Consider the following 24,798-nt stretch of genomic DNA (forward strand, 5'->3'; position numbering starts at 1 on the left):
GCTATGGCTGACCTAACCACTGATGCCAAGCCTGTTCGACCACCTCTCTTTGCGTCACAAATTCGCTTTGAGGCACCACCCCTGATTCACCAGCAAGGTGGCTGCGATGAAGCGCATTACGCATACCGGTATACGCCTCTTTCAGCGCCAAAGCTTGTGATATCGGCATCACACCAGTCTCTCCGGCTTGTTCAAAAATACGCGCATTATCGCTGTAGCGCGTTAAGGCCGGATACTGCTGGCTATGGCTTAACACCAAGTACTGCGCCAGAAACTCAATATCCGTGATCCCACCTTTATCTTGCTTAATCGCAAACACGGCTGGGTCATGTCGGTGCGCATGCTGGCGCATTTTCTCTCGCATCGACGAGACCTGCTCACGCAGTGTCTCTGGGTCTCTTGGGATGGTAAGAATGCGCTGACGAACCTCAGAAAATGCCCGGCTTAAAGACGGATCGCCATAGATCATGCGCGCACGCACTAGCGCCTGATGCTCCCAAGTCCACGCTTCGTTTTGCTGGTAATCCGCATACGCTTCCAAGGTACTGACTAACATTCCTGAGGTACCCGAGGGACGCAGACGGGTATCAATTTCATATAACACCCCAGATGCCGTGCGGGTTGAGAAAAGATGCACAATGCGTTGCGCCAGTCGTAAATAAAACTGACGGCCATCGATCACCTTGCGGCCATCGGTTTCTATATGGCTTGGACAGTCATGCAAAAACACCACATCCAAATCGGAGTTGTAACCTAACTCCCAACCGCCGACTTTGCCATAGCCGACCACGGCAAAGCCGCGCCCTTCACGGTCGGTTAAATGCGTAGGCTGACCATATTTTTCGGTCATTTGGTACCACGCTTGATTGACCACCGCTTCCACAATTGCTTCGGCTAAATAGGTTAAGTGGTCACTCACTCGCATCACCGGCAATACCCCCGCAATATCAGCGGCGGCAATTTTCAGTAACTGGGTTTGCTTGAATTGACGCACCGCTTCCATCTGCTGTTCCATATCTTCAACCGGGATCCGCGCCAGATAGTCCCCAAGCTCACTCCGATACGCGTCGGGCGCTAACGGTTGATAGAGATGGGTTAAATCCAATAGCTCATCCAACAGCATGGGGTAACGGGCAAGCTTTTCTGCGACCAAGGGACTCGCGGCACATAAGCGTAGGACTTGGTCAATGGCGCTAGGGTGTTCGTCCAGAAGCTCAAGGTAGGTCGTGCGTGTCGCAATATTGACCAATAAGTGAGTAATATGCGGCAGTACGCGTTCAGGATGAGGCTGCGCCAGTAATTTACTGAGTAATACTGGCATAAGGCGGTTTAGCACATCCCGACCTCTCGGGCCCAAGGTCCGCTTTGCCAGCTCTTGCTTAAAGCTCAGCAATTGATCTGCGATGCTGGTCTCCGGCACGCCAAGATCGGCCAAGATCAAATTCGCATTATCGGGATCCCGCGCCATCGCCCACAAGTCATGATATTCGCTATCAACGTCGGCATCGCCTTCTTGCTCATCATCCCCAATCAAGCCAGAAAACACCTGATGGACCGCATGCATATGCTGGTGAATTTTAGCGACCAAGGATGGCCAATCCGATTCATTTAACGCCGCACACAGACGTGCTCGATCAAGCTCCGTCTCAGGAAGGGTTTGGGTTTGTTTATCGTCAATCGCTTGCAGCAGGTTTTCTACCCGACGCAAGTAAAGGTACGCGGCCTTCAACTGCGCCACATCGTTAGCGGGTAATAACGCCAGCTCATCCAGCGCCGCCAAGGTCTCTAACAAGCCCCGCTGACGCAAACTCGGCTCTCGGCCCCCGCGGATCAGCTGAAAAGATTGGGCAATAAACTCAATTTCGCGAATACCGCCGGCGCCTAATTTAATATTGTCCGTCAAACCACGTCGACGGACCTCACGCTGAATCAACTGCTTCATACGACGCAGTGCTTGAATGGCACTAAAGTCGATATAGCGACGAAAGACAAACGGGCGCAACATCTGACGCAAGCTTTGATAGCAATCGTATTGCTCTTTGCCCATCACCCGCGCTTTGATCATCGCATAACGCTCCCAATCTCGGCCTTGTTCTTGATAGTAATCTTCGAGCGCAGCAAAGCTCATCACTAAAGGACCACTATCGCCAAAGGGGCGCAAACGCATATCAACCCGATAGCAAAAACCATCCACGGTCGGTTGGTCGAGCGCTTTAATCAAACGTTGTCCTAATCGGGTAAAAAACTGCGCATTGGCGATACTGCGTCGCGCACCTTGCGTTTCGCCATTGTCGGGATAGGTAAAAATTAAATCGATGTCTGAGGAAAAGTTCAGCTCACCGCCCCCCAGCTTGCCCATGCCAAGGATCAACATAGGTTGCGCCTCACCTTCCGCATTCATTGGCGTGCCCCATGACTGAATGCAATGCGCATAAAGCCATTGATAGGCGGCCAGTATTTGCGCCTCAGCCAATGCCGATAGATGCTGCAAACTTTGTTCTACTGACCAATTACCTTGGATATCTTGCCAAGCAATCCACACCAGCTCTTGTTGGCGCACCTGACGCAACACGCGATGGAACGCGGCTTCATCGTTAACCGATTCAAGTGCTTGGGCTAATAAGGATGGGTACTGACTCGCGCGACATGGATCATCACGATGTTGGTATAACCAGTCCAATAAACCGGCTTGCTGTAATAGGGCGGCCGCAATAAATTCACTGCATCCAAGCGCCCGCTCGAGTTGCTCGAGGGCACTATCTTGCCAGCGCGCCWATGCGTCTGCACAGTGCGCTTCAAGCTGGGAGGTATGATGATTGATGGTTGGGGCAAGCATATCAGGCAAAGCCATGGTGATTCCTTGTTGCGCTATCCTGCTTTGACATTAACAAAAAACGGCCCGCATGCGCAGCGGGCCGTTCCAGAGTGTGAAAAACGCGTCGATTAAATCTTGAATGCGCCAATTTTTTCATTAAGCGATTGGGCACTTTGCTCCACCATTTCTGCAGTTTCATGCAACTCGGTGACCACGGTCACAGAAGCTTGCACCAGCTCTTTCACGTTGGTGAGATTTTGGTTCATTTCACCCGCGACCGAAGCTTGTTGCTCAGACGACGAAGCAATTTGGAAATTCATATCATTGAGAGAACGGATCTGCGCCACGATTTGATCGAGTTCCCCGCCCGCTTRGCTGACCGAATCAACACTGCTATCAGCCTCACTCACACTACGCTCCATCAAGCTCACTGCTTGTTGTGCACTTTGCTGCAATTGGGTGATCATATCCTGAATCTCCACCGTCGCCTCTTGGGTATGTTGTGCCAACTTACGCACTTCATCGGCAACCACCGCAAATCCACGTCCGCTATCCCCAGCACGCGCCGCTTCTATTGCGGCATTGAGAGCCAGCAAATTGGTCTGCTCAGAAATCCCTTGGATAGTGACAACCACAGTGCCAATTTTTTCCACTTGCGATTCAACTTGGCTCACTACGTGTGAGGACTGACTAATGTCGCTAGACAACTCGTTGATGGTGTTGATGGTCGTTCCCACATAGCGCTGACCACTTGCCGCCTGTTCATTCGACGCTTCAGTGGCTTTCGAGGCTTCACGCGTATGTTCAGCCACATTCTGCACCGTGGCACTCATCTCACTCATCGCTGAAGCAAGCTGATCGATTTCGGCAAACTGTTCCTGCGCAGATTCTTTTGTCTCCGCCATACTGATGGTCATAATCTCTGCTAACGAGGATAACTCATCAGCGGCTTGACGCTGTGCATCAATCACATCCACCAGTTGTTGGCGAGAGGTCTCGAGCTCACGCGCCAGATCGCCAAACTCATCACGGCTGTTCATTTCGATTGGCTCGCTTAAATCTCGCTGCGCCAAGGCTCGAATTCTATCGGTGAGGTAATTGATTTGCCGCAGCATAATATTGGAGCCACCCAGCAAAATGACCATAAAGGAGATAATCATCAGTGCCGTCTGCCAAGCTATTTGGATCATATAGTCGTGATAATACGACTGGGCTTCCGACGTTGGCTGAGAGGCAACAATCCACCAATCACTGCCGGCAACAGGCACCGCATAACCATGTCGTGCACCGTCATACACCGTATAGCTGAATGCGCTGGATTGATTGAGAAATAGGTCAGCCACGTCGCTATCTTGGTGATCATCTGGCACGCGTAGCTCAGCGAATTGGGTCATTGAAGGATGTGCCCACACCTGACGCTTTTTAYCATTCACCAAGTACAAATAGGCACCTTCGTTAAACTCGGCATTCATACTCTCGACCGCTTCTCGCATCAGCCGCTCACCGTCAGGCTGTGCCATCAATGCTTTGGTCATGGCAGCGCCCGAGCGCGCCAATTCTTGTGTCTGTTTGAGGGTAAAATCCACCACAGATTGACGGAATGTTTGTGCATCCCATAATTGCTTACCCACCAACAACACGGTGCTAAATACCATCAAAATAACCAGCTTGGGAACTAAACGCAGATTGGTTACTGGTTTTTCCCATGCATAGAAGCTATGTTTCGCCATAATCCTGCACACTCCATGCCCACATCAATGCTGACTCGCGACCCTACGAGGCGGGCGATAATTATTCTCGACAATTCGTTATATCGGTAAATCCGGCGATGACTAAACCCTTGTTTACCTTATTTGTGATAATTGCCCACATCCATATTCAATAATGATAAGTTAATCAGCACAACAGATGCCCCTGATACCTCACCGCGCGGTTATAACTAACCGAGTAACCTAGCGTTTTGATGTAGATTGCGTTTCTTTCCGCTTGGAGAAGATCGTTATTCAATTTGCGATCGCACACGCAGTATAAAAAAAGCAGCTCCTTGAGCTGCTTTTATAAGAAGGCATTTAATCTTGCCAATAGKGGGTAAGCGTCAGGCCTGTTTGTCGACTTTGCGTCATCGCGTGTAATAACGACTCTTCTTTACGCGCCAACCATTTTTCTGCTTGCTTCTTATCTTCGTCGTCATCCAACTCTGCCACCAGTTCACGCACAGGCTCGAGTAGACGCAGCTCTTCAATGCCTTGCAACATATCCAGCCAAGGCAGGCGGAACGCTTTACGCCGGCTTTTATCAAACAAAGACGCGAGGCAGGTACCCAGTAACAAGTTGCGTTGCAGTCTTGGATACTGATCAAAATAGTCGTGCCGCGTCAGGGTTTTGGTCTCATCAAAAACCGCCAACAGCTCTTGCCAAGAATCAGGCAAGGCTTTGTCGGCAAATTGCTGGATAGGCTGGGCAAGCTTTTCTTCCGCTTTGTCATCTAGGAAAGGCTGCCATCCTTTGGATAAAATCCACCGACTTAAATCCAACAGCAAGTTGCAGTAACGTGACGCATGGAGTAGCGCAACCACGTCTTCTCGCTCAGGCAAGGTTTCGTGCTTGTCTTTCAGTGCCTTAACCAAGGATTTACGGGCATTAAGTTTGCGTAAATATTGCCCCTTATCTTCGCATAAACGAGCAATGGCAGTGGCATGGTCAAGCCAAGCTAGCTCGCCTTCAAACCATTGCAGCTCTTGGCGCAAAAGGGTGCTAGCACGGCGAGGCACCACGCTACCAAACAACGCAAGCGCTTGACGGATCAGTAATACCGCGTAGCGAATTTCTTGCAGCGCATCGAGCGATTCTCGCTCAATGTAGATTTGCTCATGGTAATGCCAATGGCTCAGCGCATGCTCCAAAATACGGATCAGCGCTTTCTCTTGAGAGTCGTCATCACGTAACTTCACAATCGATAGTGCCGTGACCGGATCGCCTTGGTAACCCGTTGCTAAACGATAGCCACGCGCAGCCTTACTTAAATTACCAAGACGCACGCCGCCTTCATCAGCCAAGTTACGCGCCAGTGAGAACAATGCATCGGTTTGACCAGAAATCAACTCCAGTTCAACCTCAGAAATCACGTCTTTATCACCCGCATCCGTCGACACTTCGCCTTGATCACAGGCCAGTTCGATCTGGCTGCCGTCTTCGGTCGCCAAAAGCCACTGACGGCGCACAAAATCAGTCGAAAATAGCGGCTGAAGTTGACTCGCAAGCGCTTGTATATCTAATCCATCGGGCCATGCTTCGACCGGGATCAAAGAAAGGTCCGGCTCAGGTCCGTTAAGCTCGGCGTTGTACTCAGGGCGTTGATGTAGCCCTGCGACCACCCGGCCCGCCGTTTTCAGCGTTTGAATGTAAACGCCGTCAAAGCGGCGCACCCGCAAACCGATATCGTGTTTGCGTAGGGTAAAATCTGGCGTATCAAAGTAGATGTTTCCCAGCTCGCGCTGGCTCTGCTGTAGCTGCTTTACACCGACAATTTTATCGCGAATGCGGTGAGAGAAGTCAGAAGAGACAAAAAACTTGAGCTCTATCTCAGTGTCCATACGGGTACCTATAGCCAATTGCCAGACAAGGATATGAACAATTGATCCTGTCGGCAAGTACTGGAGTTATCAGGCTTGATCAGGCGCAATGAGGGTGAGATCACAAAAGCTGTTTCTTTAACCAATGTTCTGCGCTACCATTCGCCGCTCCGATATACCATCGTTGAACGTTTGGCCTCCATTTTGCCCTTTGGGCACGAGGCAACCAGGTAGATTACGGCTATGCCAGTAAATACAATTGTCGGGCTGTTTGCAAAAAGCCCAATTAAACCCTTACAACGCCATGTTAATCGTGTGAACGATTGCTGTGCGTTACTCATTCCTTTTTTTAACGCCTGTGAGCGTCAAGATTGGGAACAGGCTAACCAACTGCGTCAGCAAATTTCTGATATTGAGAAAGACGCAGATACACTGAAACGCAATATACGACTCAAACTTCCCCGCGGTCTCTTTATGCCTGTTGATCGGACAGACATGCTGGAGCTGCTCACCCAACAGGATAAGTTGGCAAACTTGGCAAAGGATATCGCTGGCCGCGTGATTGGCCGTCAGCTCCGTATGCCCCCCTCGATGAATGATGCCTTTATCGCCTACGTCCAGCGTTGTTTGGATGCAGCCGATCAAGCACGCCGTGTGATCAATGAACTGGAAGAGTTACTAGAAACTGGGTTCAAAGGCCGCGAAGTGACCTTGGTGGCAGAAATGATTCATCAGTTGGATGTGATTGAAGACGATACCGACTCCATGCAAATCCAACTTCGCCAAGCATTGATGGCTGTCGAACACGAATATAACCCGGTCGACGTCATGTTCTTGTACAAAATCCTTGAGTGGGTCGGTGAAATCGCCGATCAAGCGCAGCGTGTTGGCGCGCGCTTAGAGGTGATGCTTTCCCGTTCCTAACCGAGTGATGTAATAACAAGGTACTACAATGGAAATCCTGATGAATCACGGGACCATTTTAATTATGGTCGCCGCGGCTTTTGGTTTTTTAATGGCAATTGGTATCGGCGCCAACGACGTCGCCAATGCAATGGGCACGTCGGTCGGCTCTAAAGCGCTGACCGTGAAACAAGCCATTATTGTTGCCATGATTTTTGAATTTGCTGGCGCTTATCTTGCTGGCGGCGAGGTAACAGACACCATCCGAAAGGGGGTAATTGACACCGCACTCTACGCGGATCAACCGCTTGAGTTGGTGTTTGGTATGATGTCAGCCCTGCTGGCGGCTGGCACTTGGTTACTCCTTGCCTCATACATGGGCTGGCCAGTATCGACGACCCACTCTATCATCGGCGCCATCATTGGCTTTGCCTGCCTGTCTGTCGGCTCTGAGGCGGTGGATTGGCACACCGTACAAAGCATTGTGGGCAGTTGGATTATCACACCGCTTATCTCGGGCATCTTTGCCTACCTCATCTTCCTCAGTGCACAACGCCTTATCTTCGATACCGATCATCCGGTGCTAAACGCCAAACGCTTTGTTCCCATTTATATGTTTATCACTGCGTTTATCATCGCGATGGTAACCATTAAAAAAGGCCTCAAACACGTTGGTCTTCACCTCTCCGCCTTTGAGGCCATTAGCGCGTCTATCGTGCTCTCTGCGCTGATTATGTTCTATGGGGTGTACTATATTTCCCGTAAGTATCGCGGCGACGAGAATCAAGGCTTTCAAGGCGTTGAACGTATTTTCAGCTTGTTGATGGTCGTCACCGCCTGTGCAATGGCATTCGCTCATGGTTCTAATGATGTGGCTAACGCGATTGGTCCTCTGTCTGCGATTGTGGCCACGGTACAAAACCTAGGGGAAGTGGCTGAGAAAACCCATATCGCTTGGTGGATTCTGCCTATGGGCGGCATCGGGATCGTAGTCGGTTTGGCTACACTCGGACACCGCGTGATGGCCACCGTGGGATCAGGCATTACTGAACTCACCCCAAGCCGCGGTTTTGCTGCACAATTGGCGACCGCAAGTACCGTCGTCGTCGCTTCAGGAACAGGCCTGCCTATCTCGACCACCCAAACCTTGGTGGGAGCGGTGCTCGGCGTCGGCTTTGCCCGTGGTATTGCCGCACTCAATTTAGGCGTAGTGCGTAACATTGTCGCCTCTTGGCTTATCACGCTACCGGCTGGCGCCTTGCTAGCTGTGATCTTTTACCATGTGATGACCGCTGCATTTGCGTAAACTGAGCGAGTGATGTCAAATCACGGTCAAAAAAAGGGGAGCATGGCTCCCCTTTCCTTTTGGCCTATGGCACTATGCGCAACAAAGGCGATGTGTACCATACTGAAAAAACGCAAAGGACCCCAGACGTGAAACACCTGTATTCTGCTCTTATGTTGCTGATTGTACTTGTGGCCCCCCGTGCAATGGCAGAAAACTATATTTCCGACGAATTGTTTACCTACATGCATTCTGGTCCAGGTACACAATATCGCATTATTGGTAGCGTCGATGCGGGCGATAAAATCACCGTATTAAGCCGCGACCGCGATGCTGGTTATACCCAAGTGGTTGATAGCCGTGGCCGTAAAGGCTGGGTAAAAAGTGATTACGTCACCACGCAACCGGGCTTAAAAGAGCGACTGCCTGCACTAGAAGCGGAGCTGAAAAGGGTTAAATCCGCGCTGGCAAGCGCCCAAGATGATGCCAAAGCACAACAAAAAGGCTTGGTTGAATCGCTAGCAAAACGCAACGAACAAATTTCCAAGCTGGAAGCACACAGCAGCGATCTCAATAAGAAGTTGATTGAGGCACAAAGTGAAATTCGTGCACTGCGCGCCAAGATTGATACCCAAAAAGACGACCTGCTGATGCGCTGGTTTACCTACGGCGGTATGGTGGCTGGCGGCGGCTTACTGTTTGGCCTTGTGCTGCCACATCTTATCCCACGTAAAAAACGTCGCCGTGACGGCTGGGCATAATGACTGAAAAAGGCTGCCTCGGCGGCCTTTTTTATTGCAACCGCCACGCCAATTTTCAGGCACAAAATATCCGTGCTGCATTTCAATATGTATACTTGGAAAAGAAATCGGAGTCAGCATGGTTGCCATGCCGGATTCCAAGGTTAATCCAAACAAGGAGTCTCGTGTGAAACATTATCTTGTCGGCGGAGCAGTACGTGATGCGCTATTAGGCTTGCCGGTCACAGATAAAGATTGGGTGGTCGTGGGTGCGACCGTCGAGCAAATGCAAGCGGCCGGTTACCAGCAAGTCGGCCAAGACTTCCCCGTGTTTTTACACCCCACCACACACGAAGAATATGCCCTCGCCCGTACCGAGCGTAAATCAGGCCAAGGCTACACCGGGTTTATTTGCGACTTCTCACCAGATATCTCACTGGAAGCGGACCTTCAGCGCCGCGATCTCACCATCAACGCCATTGCCCAAGACGAAGATGGCAGCTTGATTGACCCGTATGGCGGTCAGCAAGATTTACACAACCGGATTTTGCGCCATGTCTCGCCCGCCTTTAGCGAAGATCCATTGCGGGTACTCAGGGTGGCACGGTTTGCCGCTCGTTTTGCGCCGCTCGGCTTTACCCTTGCCGATGACACTCTCACGCTGATGAAGACGATGGTCGCCAAGGGCGAGCTCGCCCACCTCACCCCTGAGCGGATTTGGCGCGAGTGGGAGAAAGCGCTTGGCAGTGATTGTCCCGATGTGTTTCTTGCTGTGCTGCGCGATTGCGGTGCCCTAGCGGTGGTGCTTCCTGAAATCGACGCCCTGTACGGCGTGCCAAACCCAGCCAACTGGCACCCTGAAATCGATACCGGCGTCCACACGGAAATGGTCAGCCGTTATGCCGCCTCATTGACCGACGACAAAGCCATCCGCTTTGCCGCACAAGTCCATGATCTCGGTAAGGCCCTCACCCCAGCCTCTATTTTGCCCGGCCATCGCGGCCACGGCGATCGCGGGCTGCCCGTGATTAAAGATCTGTGCGAGCGACTACGTATCCCCAACGCTTATCGGGATTTGGCCTTGGTGGTCAGTGCGCACCACTCCAAAATTCACAAGTGCGATCAACTCAGTCCTGAGCATTGGGTGGCGCTATTTAATCAAATCGATGCGTGGCGCAAACCCGAACGGGTCGAGCAATTGGCCTTGGCGTGTTTAGCTGATGTGCGTGGCCGCAAGGGGCGTGAAAACTATCACTATCCACAAGCCGATGCCTTACGCGAGCGCTTTGCTTGCGCGCAACAGGTAGACGTTAAGCCGATTGTCGACGCCGGCTTTAAAGGCGCGGCGATTCGTGATGAGCTGCATCGCCAGCGTATTCAAGCGGTGGCCGCGTGTCCGGCGCCCGCCTGTCCCGACGCGGTTAGCGCATCGCGTTAACGGAATTCTCGCGCGGCCACCGACAAGGTGGTGAGCGTCGGAGTCAGGTCAATCAACTTACCGGCAATCACGTGCACCACCTCGCCTTGCCGCTCGACAATGCCATGCACTTTCAACACCTTGGCTTGCATAAAAGCACGGGATTGCGCCCGTGCCGTCCCCGCCCAAACCACCACATTGATATTGCCCGTCTCGTCTTCCAAGGTGACAAAGGTCACGCCACTGGCGGTACCGGGGGATTGCTTGCCCGTCACCACACCCGCTACCGCGACCCAGCTTTGTGGCGCACACTGTGATAACTCAACACCACGGGTAAAACGCCCCAACGTACCGGCTTGCGCCATCAAACGAATGGGATGATCAGTGAGCGACAGCCCCATGGCCGCGTAATCTTCAATCACGTTCTGCCATTGGGAAGGCGAGTGAGGCAACGCCACCTCATCGTCACTGGCGGCCAGTAGCGGTAGTTGCCGCTGCTGATCCATCAGCGCCCAGCGCGCCTGATAGCGATTGCCAGCCAGCGATGCCAGTGCGCCACTACTGGCTAGGGCTTGATAGGCATCGCGGTCAAGATTTATCCCTTGCAGTGCCGACAAAGACGCAAACCCCGTCTCTGGGCGATGGGCCAGCAATCGGTCTATTGCCGCCGCACTCAACCCTTTGACTAACCGCAACCCCAGCCGCACACCCCACTGATCGCCGACCTTTTCTAAATAATGATCCGCCCCCGAGTGTTGCACACAAACCGGTAACACAGGCACTTGGTGGCGCGTGGCGTCTTGCATCAATTGTGACGGTGAGTAAAAACCCATCGGCTGGCTGTTAAGCAAGCCGGTATAAAACGCGGCGGGATAATAATGCTTTAGCCACGCTGATACATAGGCCAAAACCGCAAACGAAGCCGAGTGGCTCTCAGGAAAGCCATAATCACCAAACCCACAGATTTGCCGGTAAAGCTGCTCGGCAAAGTCGGCGCGATAGCCTCGCGCAGTCATCCCTGCGATCAATTTGTCGCGAAACGGCGCCAGTCCGCCCTTTTTTTTCCAAGCGGCCATCGCACGACGCAGCTGATCTGCTTCCCCACCGGAAAAACCGGCCGCCACCATCGCCAGTTTGATCACCTGCTCTTGAAAGATGGGCACCCCGAGCGTACGAGCTAGCACTTGCTCAACCGCTTTGGACGGGTAGCTCACTGCTTCTTTCCCGTCGCGTCGCTGTAAATACGGATGCACCATGTCGCCTTGAATCGGCCCCGGGCGGACAATGGCAATTTGAATGACCAAATCATAATAACAAGCCGGTTTGAGCCGCGGCAGCATACTCATTTGTGCCCGTGACTCAATTTGAAACACTCCCACGGTATCGGCGTGCTGAATACGCGCAAACACCGCCGGATCGTCGCCTTGTTGGGTGATCGCCGCCAAACTCAAGCGAGGGCCACCGGTTTGGGCAATCAAATCAAAGGTACGCCGAATCGCAGTGAGCATGCCCAGCGCCAGTACGTCGACTTTCATCAGATGCAGCGTTTCCAGATCGTCTTTATCCCACTGGATCACCGTCCGCTCTGCCATCGCCGCATTTTCCACCGGCACCAACTCATACAAAGGCCCATCCGCAATCACAAAGCCGCCGACATGCTGAGAAAGGTGGCGCGGAAAACCGATCAATGTCTGGGTAAGCGACAGCCATTGTTGGCTTTTCGCGCTTTTAGGATCGAGGCCCAAGTGCTGAAGTTGCTGCGTCCAAGGCTGGGTTTTATCGCGCCGATTGAGGTTTTGAATAAAAAAATCAATCTGGCTAGCGGGGCTCGACAACGCTTTGCCCACATCGCGCAATGCACTTTTCAGCCGATAACGGATCACGGTTGCCGCTAAGGCGGTCCGCTCTCGGCCATATTTTTGATACAAATACTGGATCACTTCTTCACGGCGCTGGTGCTCAAAGTCCACATCAATATCCGGCGGCTCGTCGCGCTCTTTGCTAATAAAGCGCTCAAACAGCACATCGACTTTGCATGGATCCACCGCGGTGATCCCTAAGCAATAACACACTACCGAGTTCGCCGCCGATCCGCGCCCTTGGTATAAGATCCCACGCGATTGGGCAAAGCGCACCAGATCGTAAATAGTCAAAAAGTAATACGGATAATCGAGCGCCTCGATAAGCGCGAGCTCTTTTTCAATGATGGCTCCCACGTCACGAGGCACGCCCTTAGGGAAGCGCTGCTGTGCGCCTTGCTTGACCGCCTCACGCAGATAGGCCATCGCAGGCTCGCCAGTCGGCACCACTTCTTTGGGGTAGCTGTATTTCAAGCTCGCCAAGGAAAACTGACACTGAGCGGCAATGTGGGCACTTTCCGCCAGCCACTCAGGGGGGAATAGAGAGCGTAGTTTAGACAGCGGGCGTAAGGCGCGCTCTGCATTGGGTAATAACGTCCTTCCCAATTCAGCGACAGGCTGGCGATGCCGAATCGCCGTTAAGGTATGATGTAACGCCAGCCGCTCAGGGTGATGCATCAACACATCACCACACGCTGTCACACGAAGCTCATACTGGCTTGCCAGCATGCGACAGTGTGCCAGATACGGATGGTCGTTATCCGCTAGATCGCGCCGCACGGCCAGATACAAGCGCTCGCCATGATAACGTAACAGCCATTTTGCCCAGTGATGATCACTCTCCGTACCATGAGGTAGCCATAGCACCAAGCCATGACGCACCGACATCAAGTCCCACTCGCTCAGCTGGTAGTCGCCTTTGTGACTGCGCCGCCGCGCATTGGTGATAATCCGACACAGCTCTTGGTAAGCCGCTTGGGTAGGACACAGTAGAACAACATCCAACGCCTGCAGGCGAAAGCGACTGCCAATGATCAGCGAAAGCTGCGGATAATCACGCTGGGCTTGATACGCACGCACCACTCCTGCGACCGAGCATTCATCGGTGATCGCAAGCGCTTGATAGCCCAATGCTGCCGCTTGCGCCACCAGCTCTTCCGGGTGTGAGGCGCCCTCAAGAAAGGAGAAATTGCTGCAACATACCAGCTCGGCATACGTACTCATCGCTTCACCGTCTAACTAAACCAGCCGTGTAAAAACCAAGTTTGCTCTGGCGTGCGAAACACCCACAGCCATTGTTGCTGGGCGTTTTGGGCAATAAAGTAATCGCGCTGGATAGGCGCACCTTCCCACCACCCCGTGACAATCCGCTCCGGCCCTTCACGTAAGGTGACCTTACCAATCAGTGGTGTGGGTTGCGGCAACAATAAACTTGGACGTGGGCGCGTAGGTGCCGAGGCCGTCGGCGTGGCGCTATGATGATGGGGGACATGTTGGCTGGCCGCCTCGGGACGGTGATGATCCACATACGCTAACCGCATAACCGCCTCCTCCCCGAGTCGGGCTGCCAGTGTCGCGACCAACTCATCACGGTTTTGCTCGCCTTGCTGCGCGCTAAAGAGATCGGTTTGTCCAGGCTGGTGGCAATCAATTTGCGTGGCGCGCACACTCACTGCCGTCACTGGCTGGCTCACTTGCCATGACGTCAGCCGTAAACGCACCAATGCCATCCAGCGCTCGACGTCTTTCTCGCCATGCGCGGCCATCACCGGCAAGGTTTCTTCACATCCATCACGCAAGCTAAAGCCCAACGTTAGCGCGGGGGTGCAGGCACTACGCTGCTCAAGAAAGCGGCACAGTGCCGAGACGAGATTCTCGATAATGGGCAATAAATGGGCTTGCTCACTGAGCTCAAACAATAAAACCCGTTGCTGAAAAAATTGCAGCGGTGGCTGAAAATAACGCAGCGGCGTCGGCTTATCGCCACTGACTTCAGCAAGATAATCCACCACAGAGCGCGGAAAACGTCGCGTCAGCGAAGCGGTGGGCAAGGCGATAAGATCTCCTAACTGAGAGAGGCCCAGACGCGTAAACTGGGTTTTCACCGCCTCTGGTAAAGGGGCTGCAGCCAACGGCAGTTGCTGCAAAGCCGCCTGTAAGTGCTCGGGGTCGACACTAACCTTGCCCGCGTGTCCATACGCCATAAGCTCGGCGGCACGCGGCGTTTGGCCCACCCCGGCCTGATAACGGATACCACTTTCCACCAGCGTTTGAGTCACGGCCTGCCATAGCGGAGGAAATCCCTGATATAAGGCCAACATCGGTGACACGTGTAGCCATAAACCTTTAGGGGGATTGAGGCTGATTTCTGCGACCAGCGGATAAAGCTGTGTGGCGAGCTGCTCAAGCGCGGACTGCTCTTTCACCGCGCAATAAGGGTAGACCGCGAGCTGATGACAAATAAGCGCTGCTGCCCCTAATCCCATACCGGTATTCAGACCGTGCGTGCTAGCCGCTACAGAGAGCTGCACTAAACGGCCTTCTTGCTCGCTAACCAGCCCCACCGCTTGCACCGATGACGGCGCATAAAGGCTATCTAACAGCAAGCTCGGGCAATGCAGATACAGCCACAATGACATTACGCTTGCTCCCGCTGTTGTCGTAAGGGAAAGGCAAGCAAATTCTCAGCGTTGCTCGGCCAGGTTACCAACGCGGGCCATTGCGTGCGCCAATCAAGAGTAAACGGGGCCGGTGGCCATTGGCCGCGACAATAGCGCACCGTGACCGTCACGCCACATGCAGAAGGGGCCAGCGCCACGCTTAAATCGACCGGCAAGGTCAATGAGTACGTCTGCTGGCGGCGCAACAGCACCACCGCACATTGGCCATGTTCAGCCGCCAGTTTTAGGCGCTTAACTTGTCCCACCGTGAGCGAAGATGGCCATAACACTACCGCCTGACACGCGCCACTGCGCGCCGCTTGCTCAGCGGCCCACAGCGCATCTTGATCGCTTTTGGGGGACACCAACAAGGTGTTGTCTGTGGAATAGCCTTGCTGATGTAGCATCGCTGCGTTGAGTCCAACCGGTGGACGAATCCACACCACCTGTTGGCCGCTGGCGTGATACAACGCCGGTAACACCAGCCGCAACTCACCGACACCATAGTCACTGATGATATCTGTCACACCTGGAGACGGGAGTCCACCAAGGTACTGATCAAAGGCGCTATAACCGGTCGCTTTTTTATCGGGTAATTCCGCCATTAACGGCCGCTGACTGGCGCGCCATAGGCCGTGTTGTTGGGCTAATTGGTCGAGTGTTTTCATCATCAAAATACCTGTATATATATACAGTATATTTAATGATAAAAACGCTGCAAGAAAAGAAAACGAAAAGCGTGTTTTTACCTAACAGAAAACGGTATCAGGCTTCTGCAATAGGTGTGGTCACTGATTGAGAGGAGGCCAGCATCACTTGATTACGACCACGATCTTTCGCACGGTACATAAGAAGGTCAGCGGCATGGGTCAAGGTATCCAAATCCAGCGAAGCAATGTCGTCAGTAACATCACTGGATACAATTGCGCCAATACTTACGGTGACACGAATCTCGGCGCCATCGAACTCAAACACACTGTCTGCCACATCGCAGCGGATATGGTTGGCTATGTCGATCATTTCATCTAATGACGTGGCCGGACACAGCACGCAGAATTCTTCGCCCCCTAAACGTGCCACGGCACCATGCTTCACGACCCGCTTTAAATAACTGGCAAGGTGCACTAACACTTTATCACCCTGCATATGACCGTATTTGTCATTCACCTGTTTAAAGTGATCGAGGTCGATGAGGATCAGCCCCATTTCTTGCTGACGCTGAAGTTTGGGTTTAAGGCGAGAAAAATAGCCCTCTAGGCCACGTCGATTCAGCAATTGAGTCAGTGGGTCGGTATTGGCAAACTCACGCAAGCGGGCATTGGCTTGGCGCAAGGCAACGGTGCGCTTGTACACCATGCGCTTGAGGAAAAAGATGTACGCGACGGCGCTCAATGCCACCATGATCACTATGGTCGGGATTAACCAATCGGGATACGCCTCAATCCGCTCGGTATTAATCCATTTTTGCTTAATCCGTAGTAGTTCCTCAGACGGAATATGACTGATCCCAACACGTATTTCATCGAGCAATGCTTGGTTGCCTTTCGGCACTGCTGCATAAATTGGACGGGTATAAAGAACCTGCTCCGCGACAAATGCTAGCGGTTTTCCTTGAGTCAAAAAGTAAAAGTTGGCGACCTGACTATCCGCCACAAGGGCTTGGATCTCACCCTCTAGCGCGGCCGCAAATAAATCCTCGTTATTTAAAAAGCGACGTTGCTCCACTTGTGGATAGTGCTTGGCTAAGAACGAGGATTCATAACTTTCTGCTACCACACCAACGACTTGATCTGCCGCTAAAGGCTTAGTATCCGCACTGCCCGGTTGGTTTTTCACATACAAAGAACCATTGATATTAAAAATTGGCGTCGCAAAATCTAAAAAGCGCTCACGTTCAGGCGAACGTAATAAACCGGCATGCACACGGTTACCGCCTTCTCGCATGTAAGAAAGGGTTTCAGGCCAATCTAACAGAACAAACTGAATGGATTCATGATTGTATTTGGCATAAGCCTGCCAGAAATCGATCAATAGCCCTTTGGGCTGACCTGAGTCGGATAAATAGCTATAAGGCTTCCACACAGAGGAGTGGGTGGCGACTAAAATGTCTTTATTTTCTGACAGATAGGCGTCATCGGCCCACACCTGCGTACTCGCATACGTGAAGACTATAAGCAGCATCCCTGTCAAAAACCGTAAAATACGCGCAAACATTGTTAGGCAGCCCATCGAAAGTGCTCTGATAGTAGATAAATTCTAGGTGAACGCAAAAGACTTAATAAAAAAGCATGATCCAGTTCAAATTGGAAGACAGATCACACTCATTAGTGACAAAAGAATCACTAACAGCGCATAAAACAACCACCTTGTCGCATGGGGTGATAATCAACAGAAAACGTAATCATCAAAATAAAAGCGTGCTGAAACCGATTACTGTCACCGGCTTGTAATGATCTGGATGGTGAGCTGTGGTAAATTTACGCGCCCAAAGGATGGGAGGTGAATGGTGAATCGATGGCACAGGGTGAAATCGTGTTACACCAACAACGCCTTTATTGCCCGTGATCAACACAGATCAACGCAGACAATCTATACTCACGATCGATAAAACAGTGACGTCACCTCAGCGTGAAGGCTGCGGTAACGTCATTGAGAAATGCGAGAATTTTGCTAACTGCACCGCGATAACGACCTGTTTATGTTGTTTAATTACATTTAAATCAGTCTTTTGCAGTTAGGCCCCAAGTTTATGTTTCAATTTTTGACCGGAGAAATGCGTCGATGAAAAAGACCAAAATCGTTTGTACGATTGGACCTAAAACTGAATCGGAAGAGATGCTGACTAAGCTTGTTGATGCAGGCATGAACGTGATGCGTCTTAACTTCTCACACGGTGACTATGCCGAACACGGTGCGCGTATCACAAATTTGCGCAACGTCATGAAGACAACCGGTAAGCAAGTTGCGATTCTGCTCGATACCAAGGGCCCAGAGATCCGCACCATCAAACTCGAAGGTGGTAACGACGTCGCATTAGAAGCTGGTCAAACGTTCACTTTCACCACAGACACCTCTGTCGTGGGTAACAAAGATCGCGTAGCCGTTACTTACGCCGGCCTACCTCGTGACCTAAAAGCAGGCAACACTGTACTCGTTGATGACGGTCTGCTTGAGATGGAAGTACTAGAAACGACTGAAAAAGAAGTGGTTTGTAAGGTACTGAACAACGGTGAGTTGGGCGAAAACAAAGGCGTTAACCTGCCAGGTGTTTCGGTGAGCCTGCCTGCACTGGCTGAAAAAGATAAATCGGATCTAAAATTTGGTTGTGAGCAAGGCGTTGACTTTGTTGCGGCCTCATTTATTCGTAAGAAAGAAGACGTGGAAGAAATCCGCGAGCTGCTGGCTCAAAACGGCGGCAGCGACATCAAGATCATCTCTAAAATTGAAAACCAAGAAGGTGTCGACAATTTTGACGCTATCTTGGAAGCGTCTGACGGTATCATGGTAGCCCGTGGTGACTTGGGCGTAGAAATCCCAGTGGAAGAAGTGATCTTCGCGCAGAAGATGATGATCGAGAAGTGTAACCGTGCTCGCAAGATGGTTATTACCGCAACACAAATGCTGGACTCAATGATCAAAAACCCACGTCCAACCCGCGCTGAAGCCGGTGATGTGGCGAATGCGATCATGGACGGTACCGATGCCGTCATGCTGTCTGGCGAGTCAGCGAAAGGTAAATACCCGGTTGAAGCGGTGAGCATCATGGCGCAAATCTGTGAGCGTACTGACCGTCAAATGTCACCTGCGCTGGGTTCTCGTCTCGATAGCGATCGCCTGCGTATCACCGAAGCGGTCTGTAAAGGCGCGGTTGATACCTCTCAGAAGTTGGGCGCACCTTTGATTGTTGTTGCCACAGAAGCGGGCAAATCAGCACGCTCAGTACGTAAGTACTTCCCAACGGCAAACATCATCGCGGTCACCACCAACCCGAAAACAGCCGCTCACCTGTGTCTAACCAAAGGTGTAACACCTGTGATGATCGAAAGCATCGACAGCACCGATGAGTTCTACCGTCGCGGTAAAACCATCGCGCTTGAGTCTGGTTTGGCGCATAAAGGCGACATCGTGGTCATGGTTTCAGGCGCGCTTGTGCCTTCTGGTACCACCAACACCGCCTCTGTGCACGTGCTGTAATTAAGCACCAATAGCAACGCCTACGCCTCGACAATGTCGGGGCGTTTTTTTATCCATGACACGGTGGCATGATAAAGAGGCTTGCATTTAGTCGCGAGCCAACCTCGTCGACCTAGCACAGGAAGTGTTATGAAGTTCACCAAAGCCCAACACGCTATGGAGCAAATCTGGGTAGCCATATTAACCCGCCAGTTATCACTCACAGCGCGCGCAGAGGGCGATTATCCACTCACTGTCTCCGCTTTGTGTGAGCAACTCAGCCTGTCGACGGCCACAGCGCGCGATGGGTTACATTTATTAGCGGTAGAAGGACGGGTTCTTTATCAGCCTCATCTTGGCTATCGGCTCACACCATTAAGCCAAGCAGACTGGCAGGCATTGATTCAAGCCCTAAAAGGTCTGTTTGGTGCGWGCATCGATAGCTTTCCTAGCAAACTTGATGAACACACTGCATTACAGGTGTTGGGACTGATTCATTCTATTCAGCACTTACCCGCCAAAGATAGCGCCGATATCACCACCATGGCCTATTGGCACCAAACCCTGCACACCCAGCTGCTTTGTGGTATCAACCCCTACTTGCAAAAGGCGTTGATTCCAGTCATGGCACAGCACCAGCGTTATCTCACCCATCCTGATGTGAAGATAGATTGGCTGGCACAATGGCAACAGTTATTTCCGATTGTGCGCGGTTTGGTTTCGCCGCGCCCGCAAGCGTATACGCAGCGCTATCAGCTGTACTGGCAATCACTAAACCAGCACATTGACCATCAGCTTATCGCGCTTACCAGTGGACAATTTCTTTGAAGTGCGTTTTGATCAATACCGCTAACGGCACTAAATAAATCGCGCTAAGCTTTAATGCCATTACCGCGAGCGTCAGTGTAGTCATGCGCACTAGGCACTTGTTGATGGTTTGTACGACAGGGTGGCTCATCATCATTTCAGTCTAAAGTAGGATGGTTGTTCAAAAATCAGGCTGTAGTTTACAAATTAATCAATAAATCGCAAGCGCCAATCACGCCTGTTATCATGGCGCGCGAAGAGGCTGAGTCTAAGTCGCTGATTTACCGCTACCACAGAGAAAAAAATGACAAAACCATTAACCATTTTGGATATTGCCCGCTTAGCCGGGGTGGGGAAATCGACCGTATCGCGTGTGCTAAACCATGACGCACGCGTTAAAGACAGTACCCGCGCTAAAGTACAAGCGGTGATCGACCAACATGGCTTTTTACCGTCGAAATCAGCGCGCGCGATGCGTGCGCAACGCAGCGGTGTTGTGGGCGTGATCGTGGCAAAGCTCAGTTCCAACTCAGAGAACACCGCACTGACGGGACTGCTCAATACCTTGTATGCCAAAGGCTATGACGCAGCCATTATGGAAAGCCAGTTCTCACAACAAAAAGCACAAGCCCATCTCGATGTGCTAAAACGCCGTAACGTGGATGGGATTATCTTTTTTGGTTTTTCGGGCTGTGATCTCAACGCGCTAGCGCCATTCGCCCCCAACTGTGTCGTGCTGGCCGTTGATAGTGAGCAATACGCCAGCGTCAGTTACGACAACCAAGGTGCCGTCACGCAAGTCATGGACCACTTTTATCGTCAAGGATGCCGTCATATTGCCTTCTTGGGGATTGATGAGCGCGATGAAACCACAGGTCTCGCCCGCTCTGATGCCTATCAGCGTTTTTGCCAAACCCACCAGCTTTCACCACAACTCCATCGTTGTGAGATGAGCCTGCATGCCGCCTATGCCGCAACAGATTGCCTATTAACCCCACAGACTGACGCCATTGTCTGCGCCTCCGACACTCTCGCCTTAGGGGTCGCAAAACGCCTACAAACCCTAAATCGTGAAGATATCGCCATTGGCGGCATTGGCAACCATGACATGCTACGCTTTATGTTCCCACGCGCAGTGAGTGTGGAGCTGGGCTACCATCAAGCAGGGCAACATGCTGCTGAGTTACTGCTCAAGCAGTTGGATGATGAAGTGACCACTATCACACATTGGACGCAACCCTGTCATCTGGTGACTCCCTAACCTCCTACTAAAAATCAAGCAGTTACGAATTTCTGTGTGATGGTTTTCAAAATGTGGGAACGATTCCACTGATAATTGGCTTAGTACGATCAATAATCAATGGGAACGTTACCAATGAATACCCTACAGCAATACAGGATTGCTTATGAGCCAGATAAATAAAAATGCCGTTGATCAATTGATCACTCATATAGGCGGCAAAGACAACATCGCCACCGTGAGCCACTGCCTCACCCGCTTACGCTTCGTATTAAATGACCCGGAAAAAGCGGACGTCGCCGCCATTGAAGCGATCCCCATGGTTAAAGGCTGCTTTACCAGCGCTGGCCAATTTCAAGTCGTGATCGGCACCAGCGTGGACCAAGCCTTTGTCCTGTTGCAACAGGCTACCGGCGTCGAAGGCCAATCAAAAGATGAGGCCAAGCAAGCCGCGCGTAAAAACATGAGCCTGCTAGAGCGTGCGATTTCACACCTCGCGGAAATTTTTGTTCCCCTTCTCCCCGCGATCATCACCGGTGGTCTGATCCTCGGCTTCCGTAACGTGATCGGTGATATCCGCATGTTCGATGGCAAAACCTTAACCGAGATCAGCGAGTTTTGGGCCACCGCCCACGGCTTTTTATGGCTGCTTGGCGAAGCCATCTTCCACTTCCTGCCTGTCGGCGTGTGTTGGGCGACGGTCAGAAAAATGGGCGGCACGCCGATTTTGGGTATCGTACTAGGTATTACTCTGGTATCGCCGCAGTTGATGAACGCTTACCTTATCGGTAAAGAAATGCCTGAAGTGTGGGACTTTGGCTGGTTCTCAATTGAAAAAGTCGGCTACCAAGCACAGGTGATCCCAGCCATGTTTGCGGGGATGGCGTTAGCGTTTATTGAAACCCAGTTAAAACGCATTATTCCGGATTATTTGTATTTGGTGGTGGTGCCGTTTGTCGCGCTACTCACTTCCGTTATCTTGGCGCACACCCTCATCGGCCCCTTTGGCCGCGAGATTGGTAATGGCGTCGCCTTCTTAGCCCGTTCGGCAATGACCGGCGATTACGCCTACATAGGCGCGGCCCTGTTCGGCTTCCTGTATGCACCTTTGGTGATCACCGGTGTTCACCACACCACCAACGCGGTGGATTTGCAGCTGATGCAAGAGATGGGCGGCACACCYATTTGGCCRCTGATTGCYCTGTCTAACATTGCACAAGCCTCGGCGGTTGTCGGGATCATTTGGATGAGCAAAAAAGAAAACGAACGTGAAATCTCTGTGCCCGCGGCGATTTCCGCCTATCTTGGCGTGACAGAGCCGGCCATGTACGGGATTAACTTACGTTACAAATTCCCAATGCTGTGCGCGATGGTTGGCTCGGCGCTAGCCGCCATTGTGTGTGGTCTTTCCGGTGTGATGGCCAACGGCATTGGTGTAGGTGGCTTGCCGGGTATTTTATCTATTCAGCCACAGTTCTGGGGTGTTTACGCGGTCGCGATGCTGATTGCCATTATCGTGCCTATTGCACTCACCGCCTTTATGTATCGCCGCCAAGCCAGCAAAGGCAAACTGGCGGTCGTCTAACTCCCATTCAGTCTGCGGGGAGCATGCTCCCCGCTTTATTAGCGTTAAGAGAGACATTATGCACGCACATCCCTGGTGGAAAACGGCCACCATTTATCAGATTTATCCCAAGAGCTTCCGTGATACCACACAAACAGGGACAGGTGATCTGCCGGGCATTATCGAAAAGCTGGACTACTTTTCGGCCTTGGGCATCGATGCATTATGGCTAACCCCCATTTATGTATCACCACAAGTCGATAACGGCTACGACATTGCCGATTATTACGCCATCGATCCTAGCCTAGGCACCATGGACGACTTCGACACCCTGCTCGCCGAGGCGCACAAACGCGATATCCGTATCATCATGGATATTGTGATTAATCATACCTCAACCGAGCACCCTTGGTTTCAATCAGCGCTGGCCAGCAAAGACAGCCCCTATCGCGATTACTACATCTGGAAAGATCCGATTAACGGCGGTGCCCCAAACAACTGGCAATCAAAATTTGGCGGTAGCGCGTGGCAATGGCATGAACCGACCGGCCAGTATTACCTCCACTTATTTGCCACCGAACAAGCCGACCTTAACTGGGAAAACCCAGCGGTGCGTTCGGCAGTCAAAGACGTAATGGCTTTTTGGGCCGAAAAAGGCGTGGATGGTTTTCGCCTCGATGTGATCAATTTGATCTCCAAAGATCAATCGTTCCCCGATGATCATCAAGGCGATGGTCGCCGTTTTTATACCGATGGCCCGCGCGTTCACGAATACTTGCAAGAGATCAGCCGCGACATTTTCCAGCGTTACGGCAGCGTCACTGTGGGCGAGATGTCTTCGACCACCTTGGAGCATTGTCAACAATACTCCGCGCCAGATGGCAAAGAGCTCTCCATGGTGTTTAACTTCCACCACTTAAAAGTCGATTATCCGGGCGGCGAGAAGTGGCGACTGGCACCGTTTGACTTCTTGGCCCTAAAGCAGCTTTTCCGTACTTGGCAGCACGGCCTGCATAACCAAGGTTGGGGGGCACTATTTTGGTGTAACCACGACCAACCGCGTGTAGTCAGCCGCTTTGGTGATGATCGCCATCATCGCGTTGCCTCCGCCAAAATGCTCGCCACCGCGATTCATATGCAGCAAGGCACGCCTTACGTGTATCAAGGGGAAGAAATTGGCATGACCAACCCTGGCTATCAGCGTATTGATGATTATCAAGACGTCGAAAGCCGAAACATGTACCGCCTGCTGTGCGAACAAGGCATGCCTGAAGGAGAAGTGTTGGCCATTCTGGCGGCACGCTCACGCGACAACTCGCGCACCCCCATGCAGTGGGACAGTTCAGCAAACGCCGGTTTTACCAAAGGCACACCGTGGCTCAAGCCTGCGCCTAACTATGTTGACGTCAATGTCGACAGCGCACTGGCGGATAAAAACTCGGTGTTCTATCACTACAAGCAGCTAATTTCCCTGCGAAAAACCTTACCCGTGATCCGTGAAGGGGATTATCAGGACTTGCTGCCTGACCACCCACAGCTGCTCGCGTATCGTCGCGACAATGGCGACAGCCAACTGGTGGTAGTGTGTAATTTTTATGGCGAACCAGTTACAGCGACCTTGCCTGTCGCCCCTGCCCCGAACGCAGACTTGGTGAGCCATAATTACCCAGAAGCCAAGCCCTTGATGCCAGAAATGCAATTGGCACCCTATGAAGCCTTGGTGTACTTGATTAACCACGACTAACACGCACAAAAATGGCACG

General features: G+C 52.0%; 16 protein-coding genes. 9 read left to right on the forward strand and 7 right to left on the reverse strand.

Annotated elements, in window-relative coordinates:
• Nucleotide 1: 1 nt before the first annotated feature.
• The 3 genes from glnE to BZG83_RS04285 all read right to left on the reverse strand — a co-directional run bounded on the left by glnE (nucleotide 2) and on the right by BZG83_RS04285 (nucleotide 6,408).
• On the reverse strand, nucleotides 2-2,851 hold the full coding sequence (gene glnE, locus BZG83_RS04275; protein ID WP_077479492.1) for a bifunctional [glutamate--ammonia ligase]-adenylyl-L-tyrosine phosphorylase/[glutamate--ammonia-ligase] adenylyltransferase: 2,850 nt from the start codon (nucleotides 2,849-2,851) through the stop codon (nucleotides 2-4).
• Nucleotides 2,852-2,943: 92 nt separating this feature from the next.
• Entirely contained in the window at nucleotides 2,944-4,545 is a 1,602-nt protein-coding gene (locus BZG83_RS04280; protein ID WP_077479493.1) for a methyl-accepting chemotaxis protein, read from the reverse strand.
• 339 nt (nucleotides 4,546-4,884) lie between these two features.
• Nucleotides 4,885-6,408 carry a CYTH and CHAD domain-containing protein gene (locus BZG83_RS04285; protein WP_077479494.1) on the reverse strand — a complete coding sequence of 508 codons (1,524 nt, stop codon included), beginning with the start codon at nucleotides 6,406-6,408 and terminating at the stop codon, nucleotides 4,885-4,887.
• A 222-nt stretch (nucleotides 6,409-6,630) separates the two neighbouring features.
• Here BZG83_RS04285 and BZG83_RS04290 point away from each other — a divergent pair, with 222 nt between their 5' ends.
• The 4 genes from BZG83_RS04290 to BZG83_RS04305 all read left to right on the forward strand — a co-directional run bounded on the left by BZG83_RS04290 (nucleotide 6,631) and on the right by BZG83_RS04305 (nucleotide 10,753).
• Nucleotides 6,631-7,311, forward strand: a complete 681-nt coding sequence (locus BZG83_RS04290) for a TIGR00153 family protein (protein ID WP_069590816.1) — start codon at nucleotides 6,631-6,633, stop codon at nucleotides 7,309-7,311.
• A 28-nt stretch (nucleotides 7,312-7,339) separates the two neighbouring features.
• Complete coding sequence (locus BZG83_RS04295; RefSeq protein WP_077479495.1) at nucleotides 7,340-8,596, forward strand: inorganic phosphate transporter; 1,257 nt, start codon at nucleotides 7,340-7,342, stop codon at nucleotides 8,594-8,596.
• Between the two features lie 128 nt (nucleotides 8,597-8,724).
• Nucleotides 8,725-9,336: a TIGR04211 family SH3 domain-containing protein gene (locus BZG83_RS04300; protein ID WP_069590822.1), complete on the forward strand. Its 612-nt coding sequence runs from the start codon at nucleotides 8,725-8,727 to the stop codon at nucleotides 9,334-9,336.
• A 166-nt stretch (nucleotides 9,337-9,502) separates the two neighbouring features.
• Entirely contained in the window at nucleotides 9,503-10,753 is a 1,251-nt protein-coding gene (locus BZG83_RS04305; RefSeq protein WP_077479496.1) for a multifunctional CCA addition/repair protein, read from the forward strand.
• Here BZG83_RS04305 and BZG83_RS04310 read toward each other — a convergent pair.
• From BZG83_RS04310 to BZG83_RS04325, 4 genes are all read right to left on the reverse strand, one after another.
• Entirely contained in the window at nucleotides 10,750-13,815 is a 3,066-nt protein-coding gene (locus BZG83_RS04310) for an error-prone DNA polymerase (RefSeq protein ID WP_077479497.1), read from the reverse strand. The genes BZG83_RS04305 and BZG83_RS04310 overlap by 4 nt on opposite strands.
• Nucleotides 13,816-13,826: 11 nt before the next feature.
• Nucleotides 13,827-15,230, reverse strand: coding sequence for a Y-family DNA polymerase (locus tag BZG83_RS04315; RefSeq protein ID WP_077479498.1), 1,404 nt, complete (start codon nucleotides 15,228-15,230; stop codon nucleotides 13,827-13,829).
• On the reverse strand, nucleotides 15,230-15,922 hold the full coding sequence (gene imuA / locus BZG83_RS04320; protein ID WP_077479499.1) for a translesion DNA synthesis-associated protein ImuA: 693 nt from the start codon (nucleotides 15,920-15,922) through the stop codon (nucleotides 15,230-15,232). Before imuA ends, BZG83_RS04315 begins: the two co-directional genes overlap by 1 nt.
• 94 nt (nucleotides 15,923-16,016) lie before the next feature.
• The gene (locus BZG83_RS04325) at nucleotides 16,017-17,432 is read right to left on the reverse strand and encodes a transporter substrate-binding domain-containing diguanylate cyclase (protein WP_158074931.1); all 1,416 of its coding nucleotides are present in this window, start codon (nucleotides 17,430-17,432) and stop codon (nucleotides 16,017-16,019) included.
• A 600-nt stretch (nucleotides 17,433-18,032) separates the two neighbouring features.
• On the opposite strand from BZG83_RS04325, the gene pykF reads away from it, so the two are divergent.
• From pykF to treC, 5 genes are all read left to right on the forward strand, one after another.
• Entirely contained in the window at nucleotides 18,033-19,445 is a 1,413-nt protein-coding gene (pykF, locus tag BZG83_RS04330; RefSeq protein WP_069591007.1) for a pyruvate kinase PykF, read from the forward strand.
• Between the two features lie 129 nt (nucleotides 19,446-19,574).
• Entirely contained in the window at nucleotides 19,575-20,252 is a 678-nt protein-coding gene (locus BZG83_RS04335) for a hypothetical protein (RefSeq protein ID WP_077479501.1), read from the forward strand.
• A 283-nt stretch (nucleotides 20,253-20,535) separates the two neighbouring features.
• The gene (treR, locus tag BZG83_RS04340) at nucleotides 20,536-21,492 is read left to right on the forward strand and encodes a trehalose operon repressor TreR (protein ID WP_077479502.1); all 957 of its coding nucleotides are present in this window, start codon (nucleotides 20,536-20,538) and stop codon (nucleotides 21,490-21,492) included.
• 145 nt (nucleotides 21,493-21,637) lie between these two features.
• Nucleotides 21,638-23,056 (forward strand): PTS trehalose transporter subunit IIBC, encoded by a 1,419-nt coding sequence (gene treB / locus BZG83_RS04345; RefSeq protein ID WP_069591000.1) that lies wholly within the window; start codon nucleotides 21,638-21,640, stop codon nucleotides 23,054-23,056.
• A gap of 58 nt (nucleotides 23,057-23,114) precedes the next feature.
• Nucleotides 23,115-24,779, forward strand: coding sequence for an alpha,alpha-phosphotrehalase (treC, locus tag BZG83_RS04350; protein ID WP_077479503.1), 1,665 nt, complete (start codon nucleotides 23,115-23,117; stop codon nucleotides 24,777-24,779).
• Nucleotides 24,780-24,798 lie beyond the last annotated feature (19 nt).

This window comes from Salinivibrio sp. PR919 (assembly GCF_001995355.1).
Lineage (GTDB): Bacteria > Pseudomonadota > Gammaproteobacteria > Enterobacterales > Vibrionaceae > Salinivibrio > Salinivibrio proteolyticus.

What these genes read in the sequence shown, in the direction of transcription:
- BZG83_RS04290 (WP_069590816.1), top strand. Translation starts at nt 6,631, where the DNA reads ATGCCAGTAAATACAATTGTCGGGCTGTTTGCAAAAAGCCCAATTAAA.
- BZG83_RS04295 (WP_077479495.1), top strand. Translation starts at nt 7,340, where the DNA reads ATGGAAATCCTGATGAATCACGGGACCATTTTAATTATGGTCGCCGCG.
- BZG83_RS04310 (WP_077479497.1), bottom strand. Translation starts at nt 13,815, where the DNA reads ATGAGTACGTATGCCGAGCTGGTATGTTGCAGCAATTTCTCCTTTCTT.
- BZG83_RS04315 (WP_077479498.1), bottom strand. Translation starts at nt 15,230, where the DNA reads ATGTCATTGTGGCTGTATCTGCATTGCCCGAGCTTGCTGTTAGATAGC.
- imuA (WP_077479499.1), bottom strand. Translation starts at nt 15,922, where the DNA reads ATGATGAAAACACTCGACCAATTAGCCCAACAACACGGCCTATGGCGC.
- BZG83_RS04325 (WP_158074931.1), bottom strand. Translation starts at nt 17,432, where the DNA reads ATGCTGCTTATAGTCTTCACGTATGCGAGTACGCAGGTGTGGGCCGAT.
- pykF (WP_069591007.1), top strand. Translation starts at nt 18,033, where the DNA reads ATGAAAAAGACCAAAATCGTTTGTACGATTGGACCTAAAACTGAATCG.
- treR (WP_077479502.1), top strand. Translation starts at nt 20,536, where the DNA reads ATGACAAAACCATTAACCATTTTGGATATTGCCCGCTTAGCCGGGGTG.
- treC (WP_077479503.1), top strand. Translation starts at nt 23,115, where the DNA reads ATGCACGCACATCCCTGGTGGAAAACGGCCACCATTTATCAGATTTAT.